This window comes from Blautia sp. AF26-2 (assembly GCF_003460955.1).
In the GTDB taxonomy this organism is placed as follows: Bacteria; Bacillota; Clostridia; order Lachnospirales; family Lachnospiraceae; genus Fusicatenibacter; species Fusicatenibacter saccharivorans.
The window spans coordinates 496246-521236 of sequence record NZ_QTWD01000001.1 but is presented as its reverse complement, the minus strand read 5'-3'; the positions used below and the strand labels follow the sequence as shown (position 1 = coordinate 521236).

Here is a 24991-nt window from a genome sequence, read left to right as displayed (position 1 = left end):
AGCCGCATTGCTGCGGCCACGGGGGCTTTAGAAATAACATTTTCAGAAATTACATATGATCGTGGCAGGTACGTGCGATTACGTCCATCTGCTGCTCTTTTGTCAGGTCGATGAATTTAACTGCATAGCCGGATACACGGATCGTGAAGTTTGCGTACTCCGGTTTCTCCGGGTGCTCCATTGCGTCGATCAGTTTTTCGGTTCCGAATACGTTTACGTTCAGGTGATGTGCACCCTGCTCGAAGTATCCGTCCAGAACGTGTACCAGGTTCTCGGTACGCTCTTCGTCGTTGTGGCCAAGTGCGCCTGGGTTGATGGTCTGGGTGTTGGAGATTCCGTCCAGAGCGTCCTCATACGGCAGTTTTGCTACAGAGTTCAGGGAAGCAAGAAGTCCGCTCTTCTCTGCGCCGTAAGACGGGTTAGCTCCTGGAGACAGAGGCTCACCAGCTTTTCTTCCATCCGGCAGAGAACCTGTTGCTTTACCATATACAACGTTGGAAGTAATGGTAAGGATAGAGGTTGTCGGCTCGGAATCACGATAGGTATGGCAGTATTTCAGTTTGTCCATGAAGGTACGAAGCAGCCATACAGCGATCTCGTCTGCTCTGTCATCGTCGTTGCCGTATCTTGGGAAGTCGCCGGTTGTCTCGAAGTCAACAGCCATTCCTTCTTCGTCACGGATAACTTTAACTTTAGCGTATTTGATTGCGCTTAAGGAGTCTACTACGTGAGAGAATCCTGCGATACCGGTTGCGAAGGTACGTCTTACATCGGTGTCAATCAGAGCCATCTCTGCTGCCTCATAGTAGTATTTGTCATGCATGTAATGGATCATGTTCAGAGTTCCAACGTACAGATGAGCCAGCCAGTCCATCATAACGTCGTATTTCTTCATAACCTCATCATAGTCCAGGTATTCGCCGGTGATCGGCTGATATTCCGGAGCAACCTGCTGTTTTGTCTTCTCGTCTTTACCGCCGTTGATAGCGTACAGAAGGCATTTTGCAAGGTTTGCACGAGCGCCGAAGAACTGGATCTCCTTACCGGTCTCGGTAGCAGATACACAGCAGCAGATGGAGTAATCATCGCCCCATACCGGACGCATTACATCATCGTTCTCATACTGGATGGAGCTTGTCTGTACAGAAATATGAGCTGCATATTTCTTGAAAGCTTCCGGAAGATTCTCAGAGTACAGAACAGTAAGGTTCGGCTCTGGGGACGGTCCCATGTTTTCCAGTGTATGCAGGAAACGGAAATCGTTCTTTGTAACGATAGAACGTCCGTCGATTCCCATACCGGCAACTTCCAGAGTAGCCCATACCGGGTCACCGGAGAACAGCTGATTGTAAGACGGAATTCTTGCGAATTTAACCATACGGAATTTCATTACCAGATGGTCGATCAGCTCCTGAGCTTCTTTCTCAGTCAGGATTCCTTTTTCAATATCTCTTTCGATGTAGATGTCAAGGAAAGTAGATACACGGCCAACGCTCATTGCAGCACCGTTCTGAGTTTTGATAGCTGCAAGGTATCCGAAGTACAGCCACTGAACAGCTTCTCTTGCGTTCTTAGCCGGCTCGGAAATGTCATAGCCATAGGACTGTGCCATAACTTTCATATCCTGCAGTGCTCTGACCTGGTCAGCGATCTCTTCTCTTAACTGGAAGTCACCACGACGCATTCCCTGACGATTTGTTGCAGCGAAGTCTGCTTTTTTGCGCTCGATCAGGTAATCAATACCGTACAGAGCGACACGACGATAGTCGCCTACGATACGGCCACGGCCATAGGTATCCGGCAGACCGGTCAGGATTTTATTATGACGGGCTTTCATCATCTCTGGTGTGTAGATGTCGAATACACCCTGGTTATGTGTTTTGTGATATTTAGTGAAAATTTCATGAAGCTTCTCGCTTGGTTTGTAGCCGTAAGTCTCGCAGGACTGCTCAGCCATTTTAATTCCACCATACGGCATAAATGCACGTTTCAGCGGTTTATCTGTCTGCAGACCAACAACCTGCTCCAGATCTTTCATGCTGTCATCGATATATGCTGCGCCGTAAGCTGTGATTCCGCTTACAACTTCTGTCTCCATATCCAGAACGCCGCCTTTTGCACGCTCTTCTTTCTGGAGTTCCTGCAGTTTGCCCCACAGACGGTCTGTAGCCTCTGTCGGTCCTTCCAGGAATTTCTCATCTCCGTCATATGGAGTATAGTTGTTCTGAATAAAGTCACGTACGTCGATGCCTTCTTTCCAGAGTCTTCCGGTAAAGCCATCCCACTGTTCAAATTCTCTCATTTGATTTGTTCCTTTCTGGTGTTATTTTGTTTCGTCACGCACCGGCATCTTCTTTGCACCGGGCATGAACACCTCCGCATGGATAATATAACAAATCTCTGCTTTCCGCGCAAGATATGCACTTGAAAAAATACAAGGAAAAAGCACAAAATCTTGTATTTTGACAAGAACAGACTCTACATGTGGCGCTTTTCTTTTATACTCCGTATCCGATCTCGTATGTCTGTTTTGTAAAGTCACAAATAACATACGTTCCATCGGAAAATTCACTTTTCTGAAGACTTCCATCTGCATGCAGGCACGTATGGCGTATGAGTTCACAGAACGCTGTTTTTTCATGGAGTTCTGTCACGACACGGCATCGTTTCGCCATCTCTGGAAGGCTGATTTTTTCTCCGTCGAAAGCTCCGTCTGTGTTCGGATATGCCCCGTCCCTTACCAGATACGGCGCGCCGCCAGCGAGAAGAGCGTACAGCATATAGTCTTCGTCTTTTGACACACGGTCCATCATCCACGGCTCGATGACACAGTCGTGGTATACCAGATTAAAGAGGGGCACAGGGATTCCTTTTTTCGGCGATTCTGCCGGCCGCAGCATAAAATCATACGGCGCATAATGGCAAAATACCAGATATGGAACTGCCCAGTCGCTGACCTCCTCGGAACTTGAGAGAATCCCCTGCGAGAGCAGCCAGGAGAAGCAGTTTCCGCGGTACGTATAGCAGTCTTTTCGCGTCATGACATGTTCTGGATTTGCACATTCATCGCCTTCATTGCAGGTAAAGACATCGAGGTATGCACCGTCAAGCCGGATTCCATTTTTCTTCAGCTCCGCGAAATTTCGTTTCACATAAAACGGCGCCTGCGTTGCACAAAGATAGCTCTGCGGGCCGCCTGCCCAGTGACTGTGCCCCGGCACGGTTCCATCCACAAGACGGCACGCATAATTTTCATCGTAGCTTGGCGCTGCATGGTAATAGTCGCGGTACTGATCGTGAATGCCAAACTGATAGCCAAAATCATGCATCGTATCCACAAGAGATTTCATGCCTTTCCAGCCGCCGGCCTCTTTACATGCCGGGGTATAGTCCGGATGCTGATTGTCATAACCCGACTCAGCCCAGCCGTCCAGATGAAGATACACCTTTTTCATACCAAGATCATGAATCGCTTTCATTTCCTGCTCGCGCACAGAAAACGGCACGACACGGTTGTTTTTTTCCGGATTCTGCGGATCGAAAAAGCCGGACTCCGGCTGCACAAACGTCTTGATTCCTGTATGTACAAAACACGTTCCCGCAAGGTCGCGAATGGATGGGTTCTGTACCGCCTTTTCTTTTAACGTACGAAGATGCCCCTGCTCCCGCACATACCGGCGGTATATTTTACAGAGATCGTTATAATCGCAGTCGTTTCGGAAAGTATACCGGAATATGCGGCGGTACTCCATTTTCCCCAGGCTCGGCTCCAGCCATGCGCCAACACTGGTATACGGGCCGCCTGATGGGTGCTCTGCCTGGTAACCTGCATTCCAGGGCGTTGTGCAGACTGCCACATAGCCCCTCTTTTCCTTAATCTGACCGTACCATGGCATATAGCCGCCGGAAGTCTCAAATCTTCCGTCAAAAGAAAGCTTCCCAAGCTCCGTCTCCCAGGTATTCGGTATCAGAAGTCCCTGCCCCTCGGTAAGGAGCGTATACCAGTCTGCGCGATCGCTCACAAACTCCATCGCCGTTGGCCAGAGCACTTTTTTCGGATGGAGTCCTTCCTCACAGAGTGGAATCCATTCCATCCAGAGCGTCTCATCCACGTTTTCGATCCAGATGATCGTCTCAAACGCGTACGGTGTTCCCGCAAATCCCGCATAACGGCTTCGAATCCCGTATCCAACACCGGATGAAAAAATCTCGTGAGAAATCTCTTCTGCATCCAGGAAATGATACATTCCTTCCTCAAAGATCAGTTCCGGTGCCTTTTTCGGATCCGTATTCCAGACAACGCCGTCTTTTTCTATTTGAAGCCCCAGCGTCTTTTCATCCAGGATCACAGCAAGCGATCCGCTCTCTATCTTTTTCATCGCATGATATCCCCTTTTTCTCTTTCATAGCGTTCCAAACGTCAAAAAAGCGCAGAGAATCTGCCCGCTTATCTTTGCACGGTTTCGGATTTTCTGCGCCTTAGGGCGTGTTTACATAATTTTCTCTTTTTCTACAACCTTACCGTCTCTCCAGATTCTCTCCAAATCGTAGAACAGGCGGTTCTCCTCATCGAAGATGTGGATGACAACATCGCCGTAATCCATCAGAATCCAGTTTGCAGTCTGATAGCCTTCGATCTGTTTTGGATGTACGCCGGCCTTTCCGAGTACCTCCTCCACGTTGTCTGCCATTGCCTGCACCTGGTTACGGTTGCTTCCGCTGGCGATCATGAAATAATCTGCCAGGGTAGAAACATGGGTAATGTCCAGAATGCGGACATCCATTGCTTTTTTATCTTCCAGTGCTTCCAGTGCAAGTTTTGCAGTCTGTTTTGCTTCGCTCATTTATACTTCCTCCTTTGCCGTCCGTTCCCGGTGCAGTGCCTCATAGAACTGATATGCCTGCTCCGTCATCGGGTCCATCGTCTTCGGGTTTTCCGACAGATACGCCATACTGTCTTTTAAAATTTCATACATGCATTCGTCGATATCGGTGAATGCCAGCTTCCGAAGGCGGGTAAGATGAGGCGCCTTGTTTCGTGCCGGCTCGATATAATCTGCGATATAGATGATCTTCTCCAGCAATGTCATATCTTCTTTTCCTGTCGTATGCCAGGTGATGGCGCTTAAGATCTCCGGATCTTCCACCTTATACTTGTCCTTCGCCAGAAATGCACCGAGCTTGGCATGGATCAAAAACGGATTGTTCCGCTCAAACTCAGTGATTTCAATCTTATTTTTCTCACACATGGTGATTTTTTTCTTATTCGGAATGCATTTTGCACAGTCGTGAAGCAGTCCCGCGACACGGGCTTTTTCGAGATCCTCGCCCCATACCATCGCCATGGATGATGCGGTAAACATCACACCGAGCGTGTGATGATAGCGGTCTTCATCGACTTCCTTCTGGAGTTTTTTGTCCAGTTTCCATAAATCGTACTGTTCCATCCTGCTCTTCCTCTAATCCTGATAGATTTTCTGCTCCTGAATGTAGGAAATCACAGAATCCGGCAGATAGTATTTCACGGATTTTCCTTCCCGGATCCATTCCCGCAGTTCGTGGGAAGAAACATCCAGATTCGGTGTGTCGAGTTTCAGAAAGGTACCGTGAAGTTTTTCTGCATTTCGTTCCATACAGGCCAGAAGCTCTTCCTCTTTTGCCCGATCCCTGGTCGCCACAAGGATCTTTGCCGCGGCGCAGATCCGCTCTGGATTTTTCCACTCATCAAAATAGAACAGGGAATCCGCTCCAATGATAAAGTAAAACTCCGTGCCCGGATGTTCCTTCCGCATCGCCTCAAGCGTCCGATAACTGTAGGTATAGCCCTCATCTTTCATCTCTTTGGTGCAGAGCACAAAATGCGGATTGGATGCGATGGCACGGCGCACCATCTCGACACGCTGTGCATCCTTTGCCTGTCCCGCCCGGTTCCGCTTATGTGGCGGATTTCCGGCCGGAAGGAACCAGACTTCATCAAGCCCGAACTGCTCGTACGCCGCCTCGCCAAGGATCAGATGACCGATATGAATGGGATCGAATGTGCCTCCCATAATGCCAATTTTTCTGTTTTTCTTTTCCATACGTTTTCCTCAAAAAGCGCCGGAACTGCAGCGGTATGCTCCGGTCCCGGTGGTTCTTTCCTGCGGATTATTTCGGAAGCTGAATTTTCTTTTTCTCTTTTTTGCCCTCTTTGTACAGCACGATCTTTTTGCCGATCACCTGTACGACCTGGGAATTGGTGCGTTCTGCCAGAACTTCTGCGATCTCTCTTGGATCATCGAGGCAGTTCTGCAGTACATTGATTTTAATTAGTTCTCTCGCCTCAAGTGCCTCTGCTACAGCAGCGGTATGCTCCGGCGTGATGCTGCTTTTTCCTACCTGCAGGATCGGTTCCATGGTCATGGCAAGGCCTTTCAGGTATGCTCTCTGCTTGCTGGTCATACGTCTCCTCCTTCGTTATTTATTCGTTCTATTTATAATAATCAAATTCAAATCCATACATCTTGACGGTATCGCCTTCCTGGATGCCGGCCTGTTCGAGTTCGTCTAAGATACCGGTATCTTTTAAGAACCGCTGGAAGAAAGCAAAACCTTTCTCGGAATCCAGATTGGTGTAGCCGAGCATTTTCTCGATCTTCGGTCCCTCGATGATGAAGCGGTGCTCGTCCTCCGGGTCCTGCTCGACGGTGTACGGCAGGTTCTCGGCAAGAAGCATATCCTCCGGGAAGAATTCCTGCTCGAAGACCATACGCTCTTTCGGAAGCTCATCGAGTTTTTTCTGTACGGCATATAAAAGCTCTTTTAAGCCTTTTCCGCTGACGGCAGAAATCGGATAAACCGGGATGCCTTTCGGCTCGAACTCTTTTTTCAGACGTTCCACCGGATTCTCTTCGCCCTCTTCTACATAGATCGCATCGGTCTTATTGGCCGCGATGATCTGCGGGCGTTTTGCGATCTCCGGATTATAGGCTTCGAGCTCTTTGTTGATCTTGTTGATATCATCCACCGGATCTCTTCCCTCGGTCGATGCAACGTCTACTACATGGATCATCACGCGGGTTCTCTCGATGTGGCGCAGGAATTCATGGCCGAGGCCGACTCCTTCCGATGCACCCTCGATCAGTCCCGGGATATCTGCGATAACAAATCCGCTGCAGCCCTCAAGGTCTACGACACCGAGGTTCGGGGAAAGCGTGGTAAAGTGATAATTTGCAATTTTCGGTTCTGCATTTGTCACGCGGGAAAGCAGGGTCGATTTTCCAACGTTCGGGAAGCCGACGAGTCCGACGTCCGCGATGACTTTCAGTTCCATTCTTACTTCCAGCTCCTGTGCCGGCTGGCCTGGCTGGGCGTATTTCGGAACCTGCATGGTAGCGGTTGCGTAATGCATATTTCCGTTTCCGCCTTTTCCGCCTTTTAATACAACCTGACGGCGGTTTTCACCGGACATATCTGCGATGACTTTTCCGCTCGCAGCGTCCATAATGACGGTTCCTTCCGGTACTTTCAGGACAATATCTGCGCCGTTTCCGCCATGGCATCTGCGTTTTCCGCCCGGCTCGCCGTCGGTAGCAGAAAACTTTCTTCTGTGGCGGTAATCAACCAGTGTATTCAGTCCTTCGTCAACTTCAAAAATAACGTCTCCGCCTTTGCCGCCATCGCCGCCGTCCGGCCCGCCGTTCGGTACAAAAAGCTCTCTGCGGAAACTGACATGTCCGTCTCCGCCCTTACCGGAGCGGATCAGAATTTTTGCTCTGTCTGCAAACATGGTATTCTCCTGTCTTGTTTTATCTAAATCCAAATCGGTCTGTTGGACCTTTAATTATTATTAACAAAAACGGCTTCAAACCTCTTAAGATTTGAAGCCGCACCTTTGTCTTACTCTTCTGTTGCTACCGGATATACGGAAACCTGTTTTTTGTCACGTCCTTTTCTTTCGAAAGCTACGCGTCCGTCAACCATAGCGAATAAGGTATCGTCTTTTCCGATTCCTACGTTCACGCCTGGATGAATCTTGGTTCCACGCTGTCTGTAAAGAATGTTTCCAGCCTTTACAACCTGTCCGTCAGCTCTTTTTGCTCCTAATCTCTTGGACTCGGAATCTCTACCGTTCTTGGTAGAACCAACTCCTTTTTTATGAGCGAAAATCTGAAGGTTCATATTTAACATGGTATTACACCTCCTTGAATGCGATCTCTAAGTATTGTGCTCCATAATCGCGGCGGATACTTTCGAGGCCCAGCAAAAGTGATTTTACAAGAAGTGCGGTACTTTCAGAATACCCATTCGGGAATGAAAAATACACGTATCCATCTCCAGCTTCACTTATAATCAGATCCTCTGTCAATGTTTCCACGGAATTTACGGTGTTTACAATCAATGCGGAGACAGCGGCACAGATGATATCCTGCCCTTCCTCTGCATAGCCTGCATGACCGTTTGACTCCACGGAGATGTACTCGCCGTCAGACTCTGTTACGGTTATACAAATCATAAGACTTAAGCGTTGATTTTTTCAATCTTCACTTCAGTGTACTGCTGTCTGTGACCGTTTTTCTTATGATAACCAGTTTTTCTCTTATACTTGTAAACGATAACTTTTTTGCCTTTACCGTTTCCAACTACAGATGCGGTTACGGATGCATTTTTAACGTCCTCGCCAACTTTCAGTCCGTCATTGCTTACTGCAAGTACCTGATCAAAAGTTACGGTTTCTCCAGCTTCAACGCCAAGTTTCTCTACTCGGATAACATCGCCTTCAGCTACCTTGTACTGTTTACCACCTGTTGCAATAATTGCGTACATATGGCACCTCCCTATCAATTACTCGCCAGATTCGGTGGTCTTTCGACTCTTTTACCTCTCTGTGCGGCATACTTCTACAATATATCATCACGTCTGCTGTTTGTCAATAGTATTTTTCAGGAAATTGCAGATTTTTTTTCACATGCAATTGCCAGTGCGCCAGGTCCGATGTGGCAGGCAACGCTTAAGGACAGTGGATGCGCATCGACTTCAAAATCCGGGAAGGCTTCTTTTACTTCGACAATCCATCCATCGATTACTTCTTTGTCGTTTGCGGTATAGGCAATGTGAAGTCCCATGATGCCGGCTGCACGCTCTTTTGCGAAGCGTTTGTCCATATCTTTTTTCATAGCCTTGATCATGGCTTTCTTTGCCTGTTTCACACCGCGCGCTTTTTCAAACGCGTCAAGCTTCTCTCCCTGGATCGTCAGCACCGGTTTGATATTTAAAACGGTTCCGATCATGGCTGCTGCCGGCGTAACGCGGCCGCCTTTTTTCAGGTATTTTAACGTATCTACCATAATATAGATACTTGCATCCAGCGCATCCTCTTCCAGAATTGCTTTGATGTCTTTTGCTGCCACGCCGCGGTTTGCCATTTTCTTTGCATCCAGAACAGACTGCTGCTGCGTAACGGAGATTCTCTGGTTGTTGACAACCTGCACTTTTCCTTCGTAGTCCTCGGACAGCACGGTCGCTGTATCACAGGAGGTGGAAAGGCCGCTTGACATCGGAATGTAAACAATGTCATCGTACTCTTCGAGAATTTTGTTCCAGAAATCCATCAGATCTCCCGGAGACGGCTGAGATGTGGAAACAGCCGCATCCTCTGCCAGAATCTCGTAAAACTGTTCCTGTGTCAGGTCGATATCCTCAAACTGGATTTTTCCGCGCATGAAGAAAGGCATCGGAAGGACAAAAACGCCCAGCTCTTTCGCCTGACTCTGTGTAATACCGCTGTTGCTGTCGGTAGCAATAGCTGTTCTTGCCATAGTTCTTATTCCTGCTGTCTCTTGTTAGAGAAACAGCTTTTCCTTTCTGTAATATCGTGTAACGCTTGATTTGCTGTTATTCTATCATAAATCGTACCTGTTTTCTACCCGGCTTGGACATTTCTGCAAAATTGCCCAAACTGCTTTTGATTCTTTTTACATCATACCAATACCAAGGAAAAACAGTCCGCCAAGGATCAGCAGAATGGTCGGAATTACGATTTTTGCAATGGTCTTTTTTCTTCTCTCCTTCGGGAAAAATCCTTCGCTTTTTGTCTGCTGGTACATCAGAAGACGGCTTCCCATATAAAGACCGATCGGCATCAGCGCCGCTTCGATCAGATACATGCCGATGTACGTTTCCGTTGCGTATCCGCTGCCTGCTGCTGCGTTCCCCTGCGAGAACATATAGAGGAAGCTTGCCGCAATGCTCGCCACAATCGTCGATGCGTTATGGACGAAATGAAACAGCGAGCTGTAAAACATGTTGTCGGTCTTCATCCGCACATACGAGAGAACGATTCCCATCATCATCATCGGAAGAAAACGGACGATGCTCATGTGGAAAGCGCCAAAATAAACGCCCATCAGAAGCAGCATCACCCATTTCTTTTTGATTCCGCGCAGGCTGTACTGCAGAAGACCGCGGTGCAGTGCTTCTTCACAGATGGCCGGTGTCAGCGCAACGACAAGCAGCTCGCCGAAATAGGAAAGGCCCGCCATACTGCTGTCCATGGATTCCGAGAGGCTTGCGTATTCCTGCGGGAAAATCCATTCCATCAGAAGGAAAAGGGCAAGCACACCGCGGTACGTCACATACCACATCAGAATGGTTCCGAGGATTCCGGCTCCATCCGGCTTTTTTAATGGGAACACTTCTTTTAACGGAATATGAAGTGCCCGTACGACGAGAATGGATCCGATCAGGAATACAATGATCTCGTCCAGCGCATTTCCATACATCCCGCCTGCAAGAACCAGCGGGATTCCGGCGAGATTAAAAAGAACCATCAGAAAGGCAAACACCAGCAGGCCCTGCCATGGTTTCAGTATCTTTTCTTTTTCCGCCGGATGCGGCCGTTTTGCCGGCATCTGGTTTCGAAAGGGTTCGTAAAGATATGGGGTATCATTTTCATTGAGGTGAATCGGTTTCTTTTGTGGTTCCATATTCATTCCTCCTTTGTAAGGTCACTGTCATTTCATCTGTTCTGCCAGCGGCCGGCGGATTTTCTTTCTCGTCAGTTCCACGAGATGAAGCACCGTCATATCCACAACTTTGGTCGGAACGGGATCTTCCCGCACAAGACCCTGCAGGAAGCCGAGAAGGCGCTCCTCCTGCTCTTTTTCCGGCATGTTGATAAAGTCAACCAGGATCAGACCGGAAATCCCGCGCAGGCGGATCTGGCGGGCGATTTCGCGGGCTGCCTCCTGGTTTACGCTGTACAGAAACGTATTTTTCCGTCCGCCGAGCTGCTTTCCGCTGTTCACATCGATCGCGGTCAGCGCTTCGGTCGGTTCGATCACGAGGAATCCGCCGGAAGGCAGATCCACACGTTTGTCGAGTGCCTGTTTTACGTGATTTTCGAGATTTTCTTTCTTTGTCAGTGTGGTAAGCTGATCCTCATACCAGGTCAGGCGGCAGTCGTGAAAATCATGGCGCTCCAGATATTCTCTGCAGATCTCATACGTTTCTCTGTCATCTGTCACAAGTTCTGAAACTGACGGTGCATACCGTTTGACGAGCTCCGGCACGGCATCTGACGCCCGATACAGGCAGGAGTACAGGCTCCGCATCGTTCCATACTGGACAATCCGCGCGAGTTTTTCGGACAGCTCGAGATATTCCTGCCGGATCTCTTCTTCCGAAGCATCAGCGGATGCGGTGCGGAAGATCACGCCAAACGGAAGGCTTCCGCCGGAAAGCTCTGGAAACATCCGGCTTCCCAGTTCTTTTAACCGTTTTTTCTGCTCCGGCAGAAGGCGTCCCGAGCATGAGATTTCCGGCTTTCCATAATAGAGCGCCAGGGCACTTCCCGAAAGAGAAAGTTCTGCTGTCGCCGACGGAAGCTTCGTTTTCTGCGCTTCCCGCTGGATCTGCACGACAATTTCATCTCCGACATGCAGTTCCGTTCCCGGTGCTTTTTTCAGAAGATACCCTTCTTTTACACGGGACAGATCAAGAAAACAGCTCTGCTGCTCCGCAAACGAGACAAATGCCCCGCGGATCCCGGGCGCCAGTTTTTCCACCCGGCCGACATAGATATTGCCAAGCAGCGTTTCCTTCTCCCTGCAGAGGGCCGTCAGTTCGACCGGTTTTTCTCCTTCCACCAGCGTGTGTACCAGGTAATCTTTTCCCTCCCACGGCAGATGGGCAATGACAACTCGTTTACTCAACTTCTTCTCCTAATGCTTCCAGCGGAACCAGCTTTCGCTCTTCTTCCGTTCCGATGTCTGCGTAAACTTCCTCGCGCAGAATCGTGTATGCAAACGGCGGCAGTTCAACCCCGCACCATTTGCAGAACGCTTCCATCACGAGCTCCGGTTTCAGGTTCGAAACACTTCCGGTGGAGAGCTGCATCCAGACACCACTTTTCTTTGCTTTCATATCGTAAATCCATGGGCGGATATCGGTCAGCTTTTCGCTTCGTTTTGTCTTTCGCATGATCTCAATCTGCGGAAGTGCAAAAAACACCGGTACTTTCGTTTCCAGATCAATCTCCGGCATTTTTCCCTCGCGGAACTGCACGAGATAATCGGCTCCTGCTACGAGAGACATTGCCTTGCTTGCTTTTCCATCCGGCACATGGCGGGCGGAAAGCACTTCCATTCCCTCAACCATCGTCGCATTCAGACGTTTTACAATCTCGTCGGTTTTCATATCTTCCGCGAGCACCATATCGAAATATTCACCGGTGCTGCTGATGCCGACACCGAGCGGAGAAGCAAACGACAGCAGCATGTGCGGGCTGAAGCCCTCGGAATAAGCGATCGGAAGTTCTGCACGGCGGATTGCTTTCTGGAAGTAACGCATCACATCCAGATGACCCACAAATTTCATCACACCTGTTTTGGCAAACTTAATTCTGATTTTCATAGCAGACACCTCCTCCGAATGATTTTGCTCCGCAGCCGGAACACTGCATCTTACAGTTCGGGGTAACGGTTTCTTTCTGTGCCCGCTCCCATTCGCGGATCAGGAATTTTTTCGTCACGCCGATATCAAGGAAATCCCACGGAAGGATCTCATCGGTGCTGCGCTCACGGCAGGCATAGAACGAAACGTCAATGCCGGTCTCTGCAAACGCTTCTTCCCAGGCATCTTTCCGGAAATACTCGGACCAGGCATCGAAAATAGCACCTTTTCTGTACGCTTTTTCAATAACTTCGGCACATTTCCGGTCACCGCGTGCAAGGAATCCCTCCAGAAGGGAAATATCTGCCTCATGATAAATGTAACGGATGCTCTTCTGATTCAGCTGTGCGCGGACCTCTGCCTTTACAATCGCCGCTTTGTCAAGAAACTCCCTCTCCGTGTTCATCGGTGCCCACTGGAACGGGGTGAACGGCTTCGGGATAAAGAACGAGGAGCTTGCCGTAATCTGGCATTTTCCGTTTCTCTGGTCTTTCGGAATCTCATAGTAACGCTCTGCGATCTTTTCCGCCAGATGCGCAATTCCTTTGATATCATCCTCGGTCTCGGTCGGAAGGCCCAGCATGAAATACAGTTTTACTTTATTCCAGCCGCCCTCAAACGCTTTTCCGGCTCCGTCGAGAATGACTTCCTCGGTCAGACCTTTATTAATAACATTCCGCATCCGCTGGCTTCCCGCCTCCGGTGCGAAGGTCAGGCTGCTCTTTTTGATATCCTGTACCTTGCTCATGACATCGAGGGAAAATGCGTCGATTCGAAGAGACGGAAGGGAAATATTGACACCTTTTTCCGGGCAGCTGTCGATCAGATAGTTGACAAGCTCCGGAAGATGGCTGTAATCACTCGAGCTCAAAGAACTCAACGAAATCTCATCGTGGCCGGTATTGCGCAGCATATGGGTCGCAAGTTCTTTTAACTTCTCCACATCGCGCTCTCTTGTCGGACGGTACACCATACCCGCCTGGCAAAAACGGCAGCCGCGGATACAGCCGCGCTGGATCTCCAGAACGACACGGTCCTGTGTTGCCTTGATAAACGGCACGACCGGTTTCTCCGGATACGTTGCCTCGGTCATATCCATGACGAGCTGTTTTTTGATCTTTTCCGGTGCTTCCGGAATGGACGGCGTAAAGGCCGCGATCGTTCCGTCCTCGTGGTACGTTACTTCATAAAACTGCGGTACGTAAATACCAGGGATCCGGCATGCCTTTTTCAGGAAATCCTGACGGGTTCCGCCGTTCTTTTTATTTTCCAGATACGTGTCAAAAAGCTTGTCGTACACAACCTCGCCCTCTCCGATGTAAAACAGATCGAAGAACGGAGCGATCGGCTCCGGATTGTACGTACACGGGCCGCCGCCGATAACGATCGGGTCCTCGTCGGTACGCTCCACCGCATGCAGCGGGATTCCGGCAAGGTCGAGCGCCTGCAGAACGTTCGTATAACACATCTCATACTGCAGGGTGATAAACAGGAAATCCTCGTTTTTCACCGGCTCCTGGGATTCCAGGCCGAACAGCGGAATGCTCTGTTCCCGCATCACGCGGTCCAGATCCGGCCATGGGGAATAGACACGCTCACACCACATGTCCTCACGTTTGTTAAACATATCGTACAGGATCTGGATGCCAAGGTGGGACATACCGATCTCATACACATCCGGGAACAGGAATGCGCCGCGCAGGGCTACTTTCTCTTTGTCTTTTACGACACTGTTGAATTCATTTCCAATGTATCGCGCAGGCTGCTCAATCTGGAGCAGCACTTCTTCTGGCAATGCTAATTTTCTCATGCAATTCTCTCACTTGTTCTTATTTTTATTTGTCCAGATACGCCGCAAGCAGTTCCAGCGTATTCTTCACGCCGTCCACATGGCTTCTCTCATATCCATGGGATGCGTACACACCGGCGCCGATCAGGGCATGGCGTGCGTCTGCGCCGCCGCGGAGCGTTGCCTCCACGTCAGAGCCGTAGTGCGGGTAAACATCCGCCGCATAGTCGATTCCGTTTGCTTTTGCCGCCGCAATCAGCTCACCGGTAAAATCGTAGCTGTAAGGGCCGCCGCTGTCTTTGACGCAGATGGATACCTGATGCTCTTTACACTCCAGTCCGTCGCCGACACAGCCCATATCAACAGAAAGGATATCCGTCACACCCTCCGGCACGGAAGCAGATCCGCCGTGGCCGACTTCTTCGTACACGGTGATGTGCTGATAAACCGGACGGGACGGTGTGATATTTTCTTCTTTTAAATACTTCGCATAGCCGAGCAGGATTGCAACGCTCAGTTTATCATCGAGAAAACGGCTCTTGATGTATCCCTTCTCGGTGATGCGGGTTCTCGTCTCAAAGCAGACGATATCACCGGTCTCGATGCCGAGCGCTTTTGTCTCCTCTTTGGAGAAGACCATCTCATCCAGAACGACCTCCATATTGTCGTAGGTGCGGTCCTGCTGGTCGTAGGAACCGTTGACATGGATCGACGGGTTGTTCATCTGGAAGCAGCCCTCGTACCGTTTTCCGTCTCTTGTGATGACAACGCAGTTTTCCGTCTCCGCATTGTTCGGATTCATACCGCCGAGCGCGGTGAGACGAAGACGGCCGTTTCCTTTCACTTCCGCTACCATGCCGCCGAGCGTATCGGTATGTGTCTCCACAAGGACACCGCCGTTTCCTTCACAGCCTTTGGCAAGCTGCACCAGAAGGCCGCCCTTTGTGGTGATCACCGGCGCATAGCCCATCGCTTCGTACTCTGCTTTCAGCCATGCAATGGCATCTTTCGTGTAGCCGGTCGGGCTGTCGATGGAGAGCAGTTTTTTCAGTTTCTCTGTTATAAAATCAACATAAACCTTTGTATTTTTCATGTTTCTTCCTCCATTTTTGTTTCTGTTTTTTCTTCTTTTTTCGAAACATTTTGAAACAGAAACTGCAGATTTTTTTCTTTCCGAAAAAAGATCCTGCCCTTCATCATACCACAGAAATAAATTGGATACAACCATCGGAAAACGGAAAAATGGAAATAAGGAAAATGTAACTGGACAAACTACCCTATGCCATGCTATGTTTGAAGAGGGGGATACATTATTAGCTGTTATTCAAAAAAGTTTCTTCTATAATAAAATAAAGGTCGCCTCAAATTCAAATAAAGGAGCAAAAAAATGGACACAAAAGAACAGGCATCGCAGCCTGCATTACAAACGTTAAAAGAATATGCTGTCATTACCGCAGCTGTTCTGATCATGGACATTGGAATTTATGTTTTTAAATTCCCTAATAATTTTTCTTTCGGCGGTGTATCCGGTATGGCCGTTGTCATCTGCCGGTTTCTTCCGTTCACTGCCTCACAGATCAACCTTTTTATCAACCTGCTGCTTCTGCTGGTTGGTTTTGCTGTGCTGGGGCGGAACTTCGGCGTCAAGACAGCCTACGTGACCGTGCTTTCCTCGGTTCTTCTGAACATTTTTGAAAAGCTGTTTCCGATGGCACATCCGCTTACCGATGAGATCATGCTGGAGCTCTGCTTTGCCATTATTCTTCCGGCACTGGCGGCAGCACTGCTGTTTTTTGAGAATGCCTCCGGCGGCGGCACAGACATCATCGCCATGATTATTAAAAAATATTCTACAATGAATATTTCCACTGCCCTGCTGGTGACCGACCTCATCGTTGTCATCCTTGCTTTCCTGATTTTCGATACCTTAACCGGACTTTGTTCGGTTCTCGGTCTGATAGCGAAAACACTGCTGATTGACAAAACGATTGAGCGGATGAAGCTGAATAAATTTTTTACGATTATCTCCAACAATCCGCAGCCGATCTGCGATTTCATCACAAAGGATCTCAATCACAGCGCAACCCTTTACGACGCCGTCGGCGCTTACTCCGACCAGCAGCGGACAGTCATTCTCACGGTTGTGGATGTCAAGCAGGCCGTCTATCTTCAGCGGTTTATTCATGATACCGAGCCGACCGCGTTTATTGCGATCACAAAGAGCAGCGAAATTATCGGAAAAGGCTTCATGAGTTATGTCTGATCGATTCAAACCATATTTTTTACGCAAAAAATCCGAAGGTTTTTGACGCCTTCGGATTTCTTTGTATGTGCTTATTCTGTTTATTTCTCTTCTGCTGCTTCGGTATCTTCTGCCGGTGCTTCTACGTTGTGGGAAGCCATCAGACTTACGACAATGGATTCCGGATTGGTCTTTATGGTGATATCCGGGTCAGCGGCCAGGGACAGATCTTTGACGCGGATGACATCACCGATCTTCATCTCTCCGACATCGACCATTACCTGATCGACCAGGGATGCCGGGTATGCCATGTAGGCAACCTCGTTCAGATCCTCCTGCAGAACGCCTTCTGCGATCTTTTCATGGTTTACAAGGACAATCTCTGCAACGGAATGAACTTTCTCGTTGCTGACCAGTGCCTGGAACTCGATCGAATCGATCTGTCCGGCTACCGGGTTATAATCAACATTTTTGATCAGGACATCGTATGCGGTTCCGTCGACATCCAGCATAATCTGGCTGCCTTTGTGGTCTGTCTTCAGCAGTTTCTCGACATCTCTTTTTACCATCTTAACTGGAATGGATTCTTTCATCTCTCTGCCGAATACATTGCCGACAACGTATCCTTCTCTTCTGAGTCTTTTTGCTTTTACATCCAAACTTCTCTTTTCAGCTTTTAAAGTATTCATTTACCTTTTCCTCCAAAAATCTGATTCTTAGCAGGCTTCTTATCTTGTGAAGGGTGTTAAGTTTGCTTTGCCTTGTGGCTATGAATAAGTTTCTTGGAACAGGATGTTTGGGAACATGCAAGGAAGAATTGGTTTCTTGTTGATTCCTTTTCTTTGTTCTAGTTGTAATATAATACCACGAACACAATTTGTCAACCCGGATTTTCCGATTTCACAGTTTCTTCACATTTTCAGCACGCTTCCTTATATTCCATCAGTTTCTGGCGTGCTGTGCGGTTCAGACTGCGCGGTACAGCAATCTCAATCGTCGCATAATGATCACCGTGCACGTTCGCATCTTTCATCGATACCATGCCCTTGCCGCGCAGACGGAGCTTACTGCCGGACTGTGTTCCTTCCTTGATTTTGCAGACCACATCTCCGTACAGTGTCGAGACACGCGCTTCGCCGCCAAAGACTGCCGTTGTGTATGGAATCTGAATCGTCGTGTAGATGTCCATTCCGCGCCGTTCAAAACCTTTCTTTTCTTCTACATTGACCTTCAAAAGCAGATCGCCGCGGCGGCCGTTTGATCCTGTATGGCCTTTGCCGCGCAGACGGATGCTCTTTCCGTTCTCGATACCGGCCGGGATTTTAACCAGCAGCGTATTGGTCGTTCCATCCGGGTTCCGCAGGGTAATCTGTTTTTCACAGCCCGATGCTGCTTCCTCCAGGCGGATCGAAACCTCAGCGTGCAGATCGAGATCCTCTGCCGTACCGCGGCCGGAAAATGCATCCTCAAACGGATGTCTGCTGCTTCCCGAACGCGTATACCGCTCGCTTCCGAATCCACGGCTTTTGCCATGAAACATCTGATCAAAGAAATCGCCGAACATATCGTCCGCGTTTCCTTCAAAGTGAAATTCGTGATAGCCGCCGTTGTTTCCGCTTCCGCCGAACGGGTTTCCATACGCACTGCCGTACGGATTTCCACCGCCCTGCTGGCTGTACGCGCTGGCTCCCTGGTCGAACGCCGCGAATCCGAACTGATCGTACATTTTCTTCTTTTCCGGATCGCTTAAGACAGAATACGCTTCTGTCACTTCCTTAAATTTCTTTTCCGCATCCGGGTTTCCCGCATTCGTATCGGGATGATATTTTTTCGCCAGTTTCCGGTATGCACGCTTGATTTCTTTCTCGTCTGCATTCCGGCTGACGCCTAATACTTCATAATAATCTCTTTTTGTTTCCATCATCAGGCACCTCCAGTCAAGCCTTTTCCTGATTTCCCAGGTGAACAATTCCTGGCTCTCTTTATCTGTTCTATTTGTACTATAACACGCATTTTTTACACTGTCAATTCTTTTCACGGAAGATTCAAAATTCCTATACGAATTGAAAAACCTGCCGTGCACTGTTACAATAAGAGATATACGATTCTCACGATTTTTTATGGAGGTACTTGATTGATGCATTCCATTTTCTGGTTCCGCACCCGGCAGTGGGTGTTGAGCCGCGTTCTTCATCTGACAGAGCATAAGAAACAGACACTCCTTGCAGCACCGGATGCCGTTCTGCTGCTCCCCGCGTTATTCCGGAAACGCCGGATCTCCCGGATTCTCCTGGTGACTACCCCCGGCTTTGTCCGCCGCGGAACACTGACGTCTCTGCTGGATGGCTGTAAAAAAGAAAACATTTCCGTCACCATTTTCTCCGAAATCGCCCCGGATCCGCAGATTGAGAGCGTGGAACAGGGTTTCCGTCTTTATCAGCAGATTCAGGCTCAGGCTATCCTCGCCATCGGCGGCGGATCCGTTCTCGATACAGCAAAGCTGATCGGTGCCCGCGTCTGCTGTCCGAAAAAGACGGTTCCTGCGATGCGGGGCCTCCTGAAAGTCCGTCGGAAACTTCCGCCGCTGTTTGCCGTGCCGACGACAGCCGGAACCGGTTCGGAGGCAACGGCGGCAGCTGTCATCACAGACTGTATCGACGGGAAACCATACAAATACGCCGTCAATGACCTCTGTCTGATCCCGGATACGGCAGTTCTCGATCCGCGTCTTACGATCAGCCTCCCGTCCTCTATGACCGCAGATACCGGTATGGATGCCCTGACCCATGCCATGGAAGCTTTTCTGAACCTCTTCGCCTCCCGCAGCGTGCAGAATGCATCCATCGAGGCAGTCTGCGAAAATTTCCATGCCCTGCCCGAAGCCTGGCGTGACGGCTCCCGTCTTGCCGCACGGCAGGAAATGCTTCATGCATCGTATCTGGCCGGTTTCGCTTTTACCAACAACTTTGTCGGCTACGTCCATGCCATTGCCCACGCCGTCGGTGCACTGTACCACATTCCGCACGGAAGAGCCAACGCGGTTCTGCTGCCTGCTGTTCTGCGCGAATACGGTTCCTGCATTGCGCCTAAACTTGCCGTTCTCGCCGATGCGCTTTCTCTCGGCGGAGATACCGTTTCTGAAAAGGCTGAGCGGATGATTGCAGCTATCGAGGCTATGCGCGATTCGTTTGACATTCCATCCACTCTGCCGCACCTTTCGCCGAATGATTACACAGAAATAGCACGCCGTGCTTTAAAAGAAGCAAATCCCACCTACCCTGTTCCGCAGATCTGGGATTCTGAAAAAATCTTTTCTGTGCTCCGCCGTGTACAATCCTAAAGCCGCTGTTTTCTCGAATTTAAATTTGACAGAACGCAAAAAACATGGTAATTTATTAGAGATATCGCATAGAGGAGTGAATAAAATGAATAAAAGAACCATGAAAAAAATGGCCAAAGCGAAACAGCAGGCTGCAGAAGCTGCAAAAACAGCGGAAACCGTTGTAAAGACAGCGGCACCGGCAAAAGAAGTAAAACCAACGACTGAAAAAACCTTACATACAGAAGCAGCAGAAGGAAAAGCAGAAGCTGCAAAAGAGCCGAAAAAAGCAACCAAAAAAGAAACCGTTAAAAAAACAGTAAAAAAGGAGACCACGGAAACCATGGCAGAAGCAACCAAAACCCCACGTAAAATGACAAAAGTATCTGATACCGTTCTTGAGATCTTCGAGACAAAAGTATCTATGAAAGACCTCGAAGCAGTCATCAAAAAAGAAGTAAAAGCAAACGGATTAAAAGGCGAGATCAAAATCTACCTGAACGCAGAGCAGAGAGCCGCTTACTACACCGTAGACGGACAGGGATCTGACGATTTCAAAGTAGATCTGACCACTCTTGCTGAATAATTTTTCTGTCAGCTGATCTATCAGAACAGACCAAAAGCGGCATGTCCGAAACAAAGTCTTCCGGATTTTGTTTCGGGCATGTTTTTTGCTGTCTGTTCCCAAACCTAAAAAACGACAAGGTATTTTTCTATGAAAACTGTAAACCATCTCGGAACCGACCCGATCGGAAAACTGGTTCCCCGTATTGCTTTTCCGAGCATGCTGGCACAGTTCGTGAGTGTTCTGTACAGCATTGTAGACCGTATGTACATCGGCCACATTGCCTCTGTCGGTGATCTGGCGCTCGCGGGTGTCGGCGTCTGCGGTCCCATTCTCACCATGATCGGCGCGTTCTCCTCCCTCATCGGGGTCGGCGGCGCACCGCTGCTCGGCATCCGGCTCGGAGAGAAAAATGAAAAAGAGGCATCCCGCATCCTGGCTAATGCGTTTCTGATGCTTGTTTCCCTGTCCCTCGTTCTGACAGCCGCGGCGCTTTTTTTAACCCGCCCGATGCTGATGGCATTCGGAGCCAGCACCGTTACGTATCCTTACGCCAGAGCCTATTTTATGATCTACGTTTCCGGCTCTGTGTTTGCGCTTTTATCGACCGGCCTGAACCAGTTTGTGATCTGCCAGGGCTTTGCCAGTGAGGGAATGAAATCTGTTCTGCTAGGCGCCGTCCTGAATCTGCTGCTGGACCCTGTGTTTATCTTCGTTCTGCATCTCGGCGTGCGCGGCGCAGCAATTGCAACCGTGCTCTCCCAGATCGCAAGCTGTCTGTATGTGCTGCATATTCTGTTCGGAAAGACGATTCCGATCCGCATCACCTTCGGCGGGTATTCATTTGCGATCATGAAACGCATTCTGACAGTCGGTTTTACTCCGTTTCTAATCATTGCCATCGACAATGTGATGATCATTGCGATGAACGCCGTCCTGCAGCAATATGCACCCGCCGGACAGGGAGACAGCTTCATCACCTGTGCAACGATCGTTCAGAGCTTTATGCTGATTATTACGATACCGCTCGGCGGAATCAGTGGCGGAACGCAGTCAATCCTCGCATACAATTATGGAGCTGGAAATTCCAGGCGTATTCTTGAGGCACAGAAAACCATCATCGCACTCTGTGCCGGATTTACGACCTTGATGTTCCTCGTCTCCAATGCCGCCGGAACACTGTTTGCGCAGCTTTTTACTTCCGATCCGCAGATCGTCTCGATGGTGGTCCGCGCGATTCATATTTCGACACTCTCAGTCATTCCGCTCGGCATTCAGTACGAGATTGTAGACGGCTTTACTGCAATGGGCTGCGTGCGCTATTCGTTTGCACTCTCCTTCTTCCGGAAATTCGTCTACTTTACCGCTCTGTTTCTTCTGCCGCGGTTCTTTGCACTGGAAAACATCTTCTACGTGGAACCTATTTCCGACCTGATCGGGCCGGTTGTCTCAATGATTGTTTACTGGACTTCGATTCAGAAGATTCTGAAACAGCGGGAAGAGGCGGTACGGCTGATGCACACAAAAAAAGCATAAAAAATCTCATATCAAAAAAGCTGTTCTTTTCCGCGGAGTTTTCAAAACTCTCACCAGAAAAGAACAGCTTTTTCTGCTTCTGTTAAAATGTCTTCGGCATCGGAACGGTTTCCTGTACTTTCAGACCGTATTTTGCTGCCAGCTGCAGTGCCTTCTGTTCCGTCTCCGGATTCCAGACGGCTTTCGGCGTATGGGCATCACAGCCGAAAACGGCGGTGTTTCCTTCTTCGCCGGCGATCTTCCAGAACTTCTCGTTCGGATACCATCTTTCTTCCATCAGACCAAGGAAATTGATCTCCAGCGGAATGTTTCTCTTTTTCACCTCACGGCAGAGTCTCCGGTATTCCCGGTCGAACACTGCTTCGTCGCCGTTGAATAAAAAGAGATCCGGGTGTGCCAGATACAGGTATTTTCCGGTATCGATGCCTGCCAGGCACTGGTCCACATACTGTTTCAGGTAGCTTCCGTCTGTTGTTCCATGGCCGCTGTAGAGAATCTTTTCGATCTCATTTCCCAGGCTGTGCTGGCCAAGCACAAAGTACTCAAACGGATAGTCCGACAAAAAATCAATCAGCTGATCCCAGAATCTCGGGAAATACTCTGTTTCGAGTCCGAGATGGATTTCAATATCCTTGTCATACTCTTTTTTCAATGCCAGCACGGTGTCTACATAGCCTTCCACCTGATCGAGCCGCATCCGCATGCCGGAATCGTAGCCGTCCGGGAACGGATAAGGCGAATGGTCGGAAAAACCGAGAATTTTAAGGCCGCCCTCAATCGCGCGCTCCACATACTCCCGCTCCGTTCCGTCCGCATGGCGGCACCGCCATGTATGGGTATGATAATTTGCAATCATGATCTGTAACCTTCTTTATTTTGTATCTTATTCTGCTGCTTCTTTGGAGATATCCGTTCCAAAATATTTTTCCGAAAGCTCTGTCAGTGTTCCTTCTTCTGCGAGCTCGCCAAGTGCTTTGTTGACTGCCTCAAGCAGCGTCTTGGTCTCATCGCCTTTTTTCATCGGAATACCGACTTTTGTGGATTCCGGATCGAGACATGCAATTTTGATCTCTGCATCCGGGTGTGCTTTCATATAATCGTAATACGTTACCTCTGCGTTCAGAGTTGCATCGATACGGCCGCTTAAGAGAAGCTCGAAAGTCTGCTCCAGATCGTCAACACCGGTAACGGCTGCGCCATATTTCTCGGCAACTTCTGCATACGTACTGGAAATGGTGTTCGCGGTGCTCTTTCCGTCGAGATCCTCCATGGACTGGATTTCATCGTTAGCAGAGTTTACGATAACAGCGGTGCGGTTGTATGCGTATGGATCGGAAAAGCTGTATTTCTCAGCGCGCTCCTCTGTGATATCTACGCCGTTTACCATGATATCGTACCGGCCGGAATCGATTCCTGCAAGAAGGCCGTCCCACTCACCCTCTACAAAGGTTGCTTTCACGCCGAGTTTCTCTGCGATCTGCTGTGCCACTTCTACGTCATAGCCGACCAGGTTGTCGTCCTCATCGTGATACGTCCACGGTGCCCAGGTTCCTTCCATTGCCACAACGATCTCACCCTTGCTCTGGATCTGCTCTAAAAGATCCCCAGACGCACTTGCAGAAGATGCTGATGAAGAGGAAGAAGCACTGCTGTTATCTGCCGTGCTGTTTCCGCATCCGGTCAGTAAAAAGGATGATGTCAGGATACCTGCCAGAAATACTGCTGCCATTTTCTTTTTCATAATATTCGCCACTCCTTTTTTGTTTTGTTCTGGAAGAAGCTGCCTTTGCTTCTTCTGTTTTCTTTATTGCAAACTGTCCGGATTCCGTGCTCCGGGCAGGATTTGCCGCTTTGCGGGATACCTTACTCGTAATGCTGTTCAATATTCTGCAAAAATGTTCTCGTCCGCTCTTCCCGCGGATTTGCGAAAAATTCCTTCGACGGACCTTCCTCAACGACAACGCCGTTTTCCATAAAGACAACTTTGTTCGAAACGTTTCTTGCAAAGCCCATCTCATGCGTGACAACGAGCATTGTCATTCCCTCTTTGGCAAGCTGGCGCATAACACCAAGCACCTCGCCGGTCAGCTCCGGGTCGAGTGCTGAGGTCGGCTCATCAAAATAGATAATTTCCGGATCGGTTGCCAGTGCACGGGCGATTGCCACCCTCTGCTGCTGTCCGCCGGAAAGCTGATGCGGATAGTAGTCCGCACGGTCCAGCATGCCTACTTTTTCAAGCGCTGCACGCGCTTTTTCCTCCGCCCTGGTTTTTGGCATTTTTCTGCCGATGATCAGGCCCTCGGTTACGTTATGAAGGGCTGTTTTGTTCAGGAACAGGTTATAGTTCTGAAATACAAATGCGGTTTTCTGACGGATCGCCGCGATATCTTTTTTGCTGATGTTGTGGAACGGATATTCTTTCCCGTCAAAGATCAGGCTGCCGCCGTCCGCATGCTCCAGAAAGTTGACACAGCGCAGCATCGTCGTTTTTCCCGAACCACTCGGACCGAGGATTGCAACAACATCGCCCTGTTTTACTTTTAAATCTACACCTTTTAATACTTCCAGGCTGCCGAACGCTTTCTTTAATCCTTTAATTTCCAGCATGGC

25 protein-coding genes are annotated in these 24991 nt (G+C 49.2%); 4 read left to right on the top strand and 21 right to left on the bottom strand.

What is annotated here, in order from left to right:
- Positions 1-49: 49 nt before the first annotated feature.
- The 16 genes from pflB to DWY63_RS02510 all read right to left on the bottom strand — a co-directional run bounded on the left by pflB (position 50) and on the right by DWY63_RS02510 (position 15812).
- Positions 50-2302, bottom strand: coding sequence for a formate C-acetyltransferase (gene pflB, locus DWY63_RS02585; RefSeq protein ID WP_117801129.1), 2253 nt, complete (start codon positions 2300-2302; stop codon positions 50-52).
- 196 nt (positions 2303-2498) lie between these two features.
- Positions 2499-4379 carry a DUF5696 domain-containing protein gene (locus tag DWY63_RS02580; protein WP_117801126.1) on the bottom strand — a complete coding sequence of 627 codons (1881 nt, stop codon included), beginning with the start codon at positions 4377-4379 and terminating at the stop codon, positions 2499-2501.
- A gap of 111 nt (positions 4380-4490) precedes the next feature.
- Positions 4491-4844, bottom strand: a complete 354-nt coding sequence (gene rsfS / locus DWY63_RS02575) for a ribosome silencing factor (RefSeq protein WP_117801124.1) — start codon at positions 4842-4844, stop codon at positions 4491-4493.
- Entirely contained in the window at positions 4845-5447 is a 603-nt protein-coding gene (yqeK, locus tag DWY63_RS02570; protein WP_117801121.1) for a bis(5'-nucleosyl)-tetraphosphatase (symmetrical) YqeK, read from the bottom strand.
- 12 nt (positions 5448-5459) lie between these two features.
- The gene (nadD, locus tag DWY63_RS02565) at positions 5460-6080 is read right to left on the bottom strand and encodes a nicotinate-nucleotide adenylyltransferase (RefSeq protein ID WP_117801119.1); all 621 of its coding nucleotides are present in this window, start codon (positions 6078-6080) and stop codon (positions 5460-5462) included.
- Positions 6081-6147: 67 nt separating this feature from the next.
- Positions 6148-6441 carry a ribosome assembly RNA-binding protein YhbY gene (gene yhbY, locus DWY63_RS02560; protein ID WP_022462902.1) on the bottom strand — a complete coding sequence of 98 codons (294 nt, stop codon included), beginning with the start codon at positions 6439-6441 and terminating at the stop codon, positions 6148-6150.
- A gap of 28 nt (positions 6442-6469) precedes the next feature.
- Positions 6470-7768: a GTPase ObgE gene (gene obgE / locus DWY63_RS02555; protein ID WP_117801117.1), complete on the bottom strand. Its 1299-nt coding sequence runs from the start codon at positions 7766-7768 to the stop codon at positions 6470-6472.
- A gap of 110 nt (positions 7769-7878) precedes the next feature.
- The gene (gene rpmA / locus DWY63_RS02550; protein ID WP_022462904.1) at positions 7879-8169 is read right to left on the bottom strand and encodes a 50S ribosomal protein L27; all 291 of its coding nucleotides are present in this window, start codon (positions 8167-8169) and stop codon (positions 7879-7881) included.
- Positions 8170-8173: 4 nt separating this feature from the next.
- Positions 8174-8494, bottom strand: a complete 321-nt coding sequence (locus DWY63_RS02545; RefSeq protein WP_055228163.1) for a ribosomal-processing cysteine protease Prp — start codon at positions 8492-8494, stop codon at positions 8174-8176.
- A gap of 5 nt (positions 8495-8499) precedes the next feature.
- A complete protein-coding gene (rplU, locus tag DWY63_RS02540) occupies positions 8500-8805 on the bottom strand; it encodes a 50S ribosomal protein L21 (RefSeq protein ID WP_022462906.1) in 306 nt (101 codons plus the stop codon).
- 116 nt (positions 8806-8921) lie between these two features.
- Positions 8922-9797, bottom strand: coding sequence for a DegV family protein (locus DWY63_RS02535; protein WP_055267903.1), 876 nt, complete (start codon positions 9795-9797; stop codon positions 8922-8924).
- 156 nt (positions 9798-9953) lie between these two features.
- Entirely contained in the window at positions 9954-10964 is a 1011-nt protein-coding gene (locus DWY63_RS02530; protein WP_055267901.1) for a type II CAAX endopeptidase family protein, read from the bottom strand.
- 27 nt (positions 10965-10991) lie between these two features.
- Positions 10992-12191, bottom strand: coding sequence for a ribonuclease E/G (locus DWY63_RS02525; RefSeq protein WP_117801115.1), 1200 nt, complete (start codon positions 12189-12191; stop codon positions 10992-10994).
- Positions 12184-12891, bottom strand: coding sequence for a TIGR03936 family radical SAM-associated protein (locus DWY63_RS02520; RefSeq protein WP_117508951.1), 708 nt, complete (start codon positions 12889-12891; stop codon positions 12184-12186). The genes DWY63_RS02525 and DWY63_RS02520 overlap by 8 nt, the downstream gene beginning before the upstream one ends.
- Positions 12875-14740: a TIGR03960 family B12-binding radical SAM protein gene (locus tag DWY63_RS02515; RefSeq protein ID WP_117801112.1), complete on the bottom strand. Its 1866-nt coding sequence runs from the start codon at positions 14738-14740 to the stop codon at positions 12875-12877. Before DWY63_RS02515 ends, DWY63_RS02520 begins: the two co-directional genes overlap by 17 nt.
- Before the next feature lie 25 nt (positions 14741-14765).
- The gene (locus DWY63_RS02510; RefSeq protein ID WP_117509152.1) at positions 14766-15812 is read right to left on the bottom strand and encodes a M42 family metallopeptidase; all 1047 of its coding nucleotides are present in this window, start codon (positions 15810-15812) and stop codon (positions 14766-14768) included.
- A 294-nt stretch (positions 15813-16106) separates the two neighbouring features.
- Between DWY63_RS02510 and DWY63_RS02505 the strand changes: the two genes are divergently transcribed.
- Complete coding sequence (locus DWY63_RS02505) at positions 16107-16982, top strand: YitT family protein (protein WP_117801110.1); 876 nt, start codon at positions 16107-16109, stop codon at positions 16980-16982.
- A gap of 80 nt (positions 16983-17062) precedes the next feature.
- On the opposite strand, the gene DWY63_RS02500 is transcribed toward DWY63_RS02505, so the two are convergent.
- Both DWY63_RS02500 and DWY63_RS02495 read right to left on the bottom strand, forming a co-directional pair.
- Positions 17063-17650 (bottom strand): 50S ribosomal protein L25, encoded by a 588-nt coding sequence (locus DWY63_RS02500; RefSeq protein WP_117508954.1) that lies wholly within the window; start codon positions 17648-17650, stop codon positions 17063-17065.
- Between the two features lie 230 nt (positions 17651-17880).
- The gene (locus DWY63_RS02495; protein ID WP_117509153.1) at positions 17881-18882 is read right to left on the bottom strand and encodes a DnaJ C-terminal domain-containing protein; all 1002 of its coding nucleotides are present in this window, start codon (positions 18880-18882) and stop codon (positions 17881-17883) included.
- A gap of 216 nt (positions 18883-19098) precedes the next feature.
- Between DWY63_RS02495 and DWY63_RS02490 the strand changes: the two genes are divergently transcribed.
- The 3 genes from DWY63_RS02490 to DWY63_RS02480 all read left to right on the top strand — a co-directional run bounded on the left by DWY63_RS02490 (position 19099) and on the right by DWY63_RS02480 (position 22381).
- On the top strand, positions 19099-20301 hold the full coding sequence (locus DWY63_RS02490; RefSeq protein ID WP_117761487.1) for an iron-containing alcohol dehydrogenase: 1203 nt from the start codon (positions 19099-19101) through the stop codon (positions 20299-20301).
- A gap of 85 nt (positions 20302-20386) precedes the next feature.
- The gene (locus DWY63_RS02485; protein ID WP_055267883.1) at positions 20387-20866 is read left to right on the top strand and encodes a DUF6465 family protein; all 480 of its coding nucleotides are present in this window, start codon (positions 20387-20389) and stop codon (positions 20864-20866) included.
- Between the two features lie 129 nt (positions 20867-20995).
- Positions 20996-22381 (top strand): MATE family efflux transporter, encoded by a 1386-nt coding sequence (locus tag DWY63_RS02480; protein WP_117761486.1) that lies wholly within the window; start codon positions 20996-20998, stop codon positions 22379-22381.
- 82 nt (positions 22382-22463) lie between these two features.
- Here DWY63_RS02480 and DWY63_RS02475 read toward each other — a convergent pair whose 3' ends face one another.
- From DWY63_RS02475 to DWY63_RS02465, 3 genes are all read right to left on the bottom strand, one after another.
- A complete protein-coding gene (locus DWY63_RS02475) occupies positions 22464-23237 on the bottom strand; it encodes a histidinol-phosphatase (protein ID WP_055217914.1) in 774 nt (257 codons plus the stop codon).
- A gap of 27 nt (positions 23238-23264) precedes the next feature.
- Positions 23265-24122, bottom strand: a complete 858-nt coding sequence (locus DWY63_RS02470) for a transporter substrate-binding domain-containing protein (protein ID WP_055217916.1) — start codon at positions 24120-24122, stop codon at positions 23265-23267.
- Between the two features lie 122 nt (positions 24123-24244).
- Entirely contained in the window at positions 24245-24988 is a 744-nt protein-coding gene (locus tag DWY63_RS02465) for an amino acid ABC transporter ATP-binding protein (protein ID WP_055267879.1), read from the bottom strand.
- Positions 24989-24991: the final 3 nt, after the last annotated feature.

Coding starts and splice junctions, on each gene's coding strand:
- pflB (WP_117801129.1), bottom strand. CDS start 2,302: ATGAGAGAATTTGAACAGTGGGATGGCTTTACCGGAAGACTCTGGAAA.
- DWY63_RS02580 (WP_117801126.1), bottom strand. CDS start 4,379: ATGAAAAAGATAGAGAGCGGATCGCTTGCTGTGATCCTGGATGAAAAG.
- rsfS (WP_117801124.1), bottom strand. CDS start 4,844: ATGAGCGAAGCAAAACAGACTGCAAAACTTGCACTGGAAGCACTGGAA.
- yqeK (WP_117801121.1), bottom strand. CDS start 5,447: ATGGAACAGTACGATTTATGGAAACTGGACAAAAAACTCCAGAAGGAA.
- nadD (WP_117801119.1), bottom strand. CDS start 6,080: ATGGAAAAGAAAAACAGAAAAATTGGCATTATGGGAGGCACATTCGAT.
- yhbY (WP_022462902.1), bottom strand. CDS start 6,441: ATGACCAGCAAGCAGAGAGCATACCTGAAAGGCCTTGCCATGACCATG.
- obgE (WP_117801117.1), bottom strand. CDS start 7,768: ATGTTTGCAGACAGAGCAAAAATTCTGATCCGCTCCGGTAAGGGCGGA.
- rpmA (WP_022462904.1), bottom strand. CDS start 8,169: ATGTTAAATATGAACCTTCAGATTTTCGCTCATAAAAAAGGAGTTGGT.
- DWY63_RS02545 (WP_055228163.1), bottom strand. CDS start 8,494: ATGATTTGTATAACCGTAACAGAGTCTGACGGCGAGTACATCTCCGTG.
- rplU (WP_022462906.1), bottom strand. CDS start 8,805: ATGTACGCAATTATTGCAACAGGTGGTAAACAGTACAAGGTAGCTGAA.
- DWY63_RS02535 (WP_055267903.1), bottom strand. CDS start 9,797: ATGGCAAGAACAGCTATTGCTACCGACAGCAACAGCGGTATTACACAG.
- DWY63_RS02530 (WP_055267901.1), bottom strand. CDS start 10,964: ATGGAACCACAAAAGAAACCGATTCACCTCAATGAAAATGATACCCCA.
- DWY63_RS02520 (WP_117508951.1), bottom strand. CDS start 12,891: ATGAAAATCAGAATTAAGTTTGCCAAAACAGGTGTGATGAAATTTGTG.
- DWY63_RS02515 (WP_117801112.1), bottom strand. CDS start 14,740: ATGAGAAAATTAGCATTGCCAGAAGAAGTGCTGCTCCAGATTGAGCAG.
- DWY63_RS02510 (WP_117509152.1), bottom strand. CDS start 15,812: ATGAAAAATACAAAGGTTTATGTTGATTTTATAACAGAGAAACTGAAA.
- DWY63_RS02505 (WP_117801110.1), top strand. CDS start 16,107: ATGGACACAAAAGAACAGGCATCGCAGCCTGCATTACAAACGTTAAAA.
- DWY63_RS02500 (WP_117508954.1), bottom strand. CDS start 17,650: ATGAATACTTTAAAAGCTGAAAAGAGAAGTTTGGATGTAAAAGCAAAA.
- DWY63_RS02495 (WP_117509153.1), bottom strand. CDS start 18,882: ATGGAAACAAAAAGAGATTATTATGAAGTATTAGGCGTCAGCCGGAAT.
- DWY63_RS02490 (WP_117761487.1), top strand. CDS start 19,099: ATGCATTCCATTTTCTGGTTCCGCACCCGGCAGTGGGTGTTGAGCCGC.
- DWY63_RS02485 (WP_055267883.1), top strand. CDS start 20,387: ATGAATAAAAGAACCATGAAAAAAATGGCCAAAGCGAAACAGCAGGCT.
- DWY63_RS02480 (WP_117761486.1), top strand. CDS start 20,996: ATGAAAACTGTAAACCATCTCGGAACCGACCCGATCGGAAAACTGGTT.
- DWY63_RS02475 (WP_055217914.1), bottom strand. CDS start 23,237: ATGATTGCAAATTATCATACCCATACATGGCGGTGCCGCCATGCGGAC.
- DWY63_RS02470 (WP_055217916.1), bottom strand. CDS start 24,122: ATGAAAAAGAAAATGGCAGCAGTATTTCTGGCAGGTATCCTGACATCA.
- DWY63_RS02465 (WP_055267879.1), bottom strand. CDS start 24,988: ATGCTGGAAATTAAAGGATTAAAGAAAGCGTTCGGCAGCCTGGAAGTA.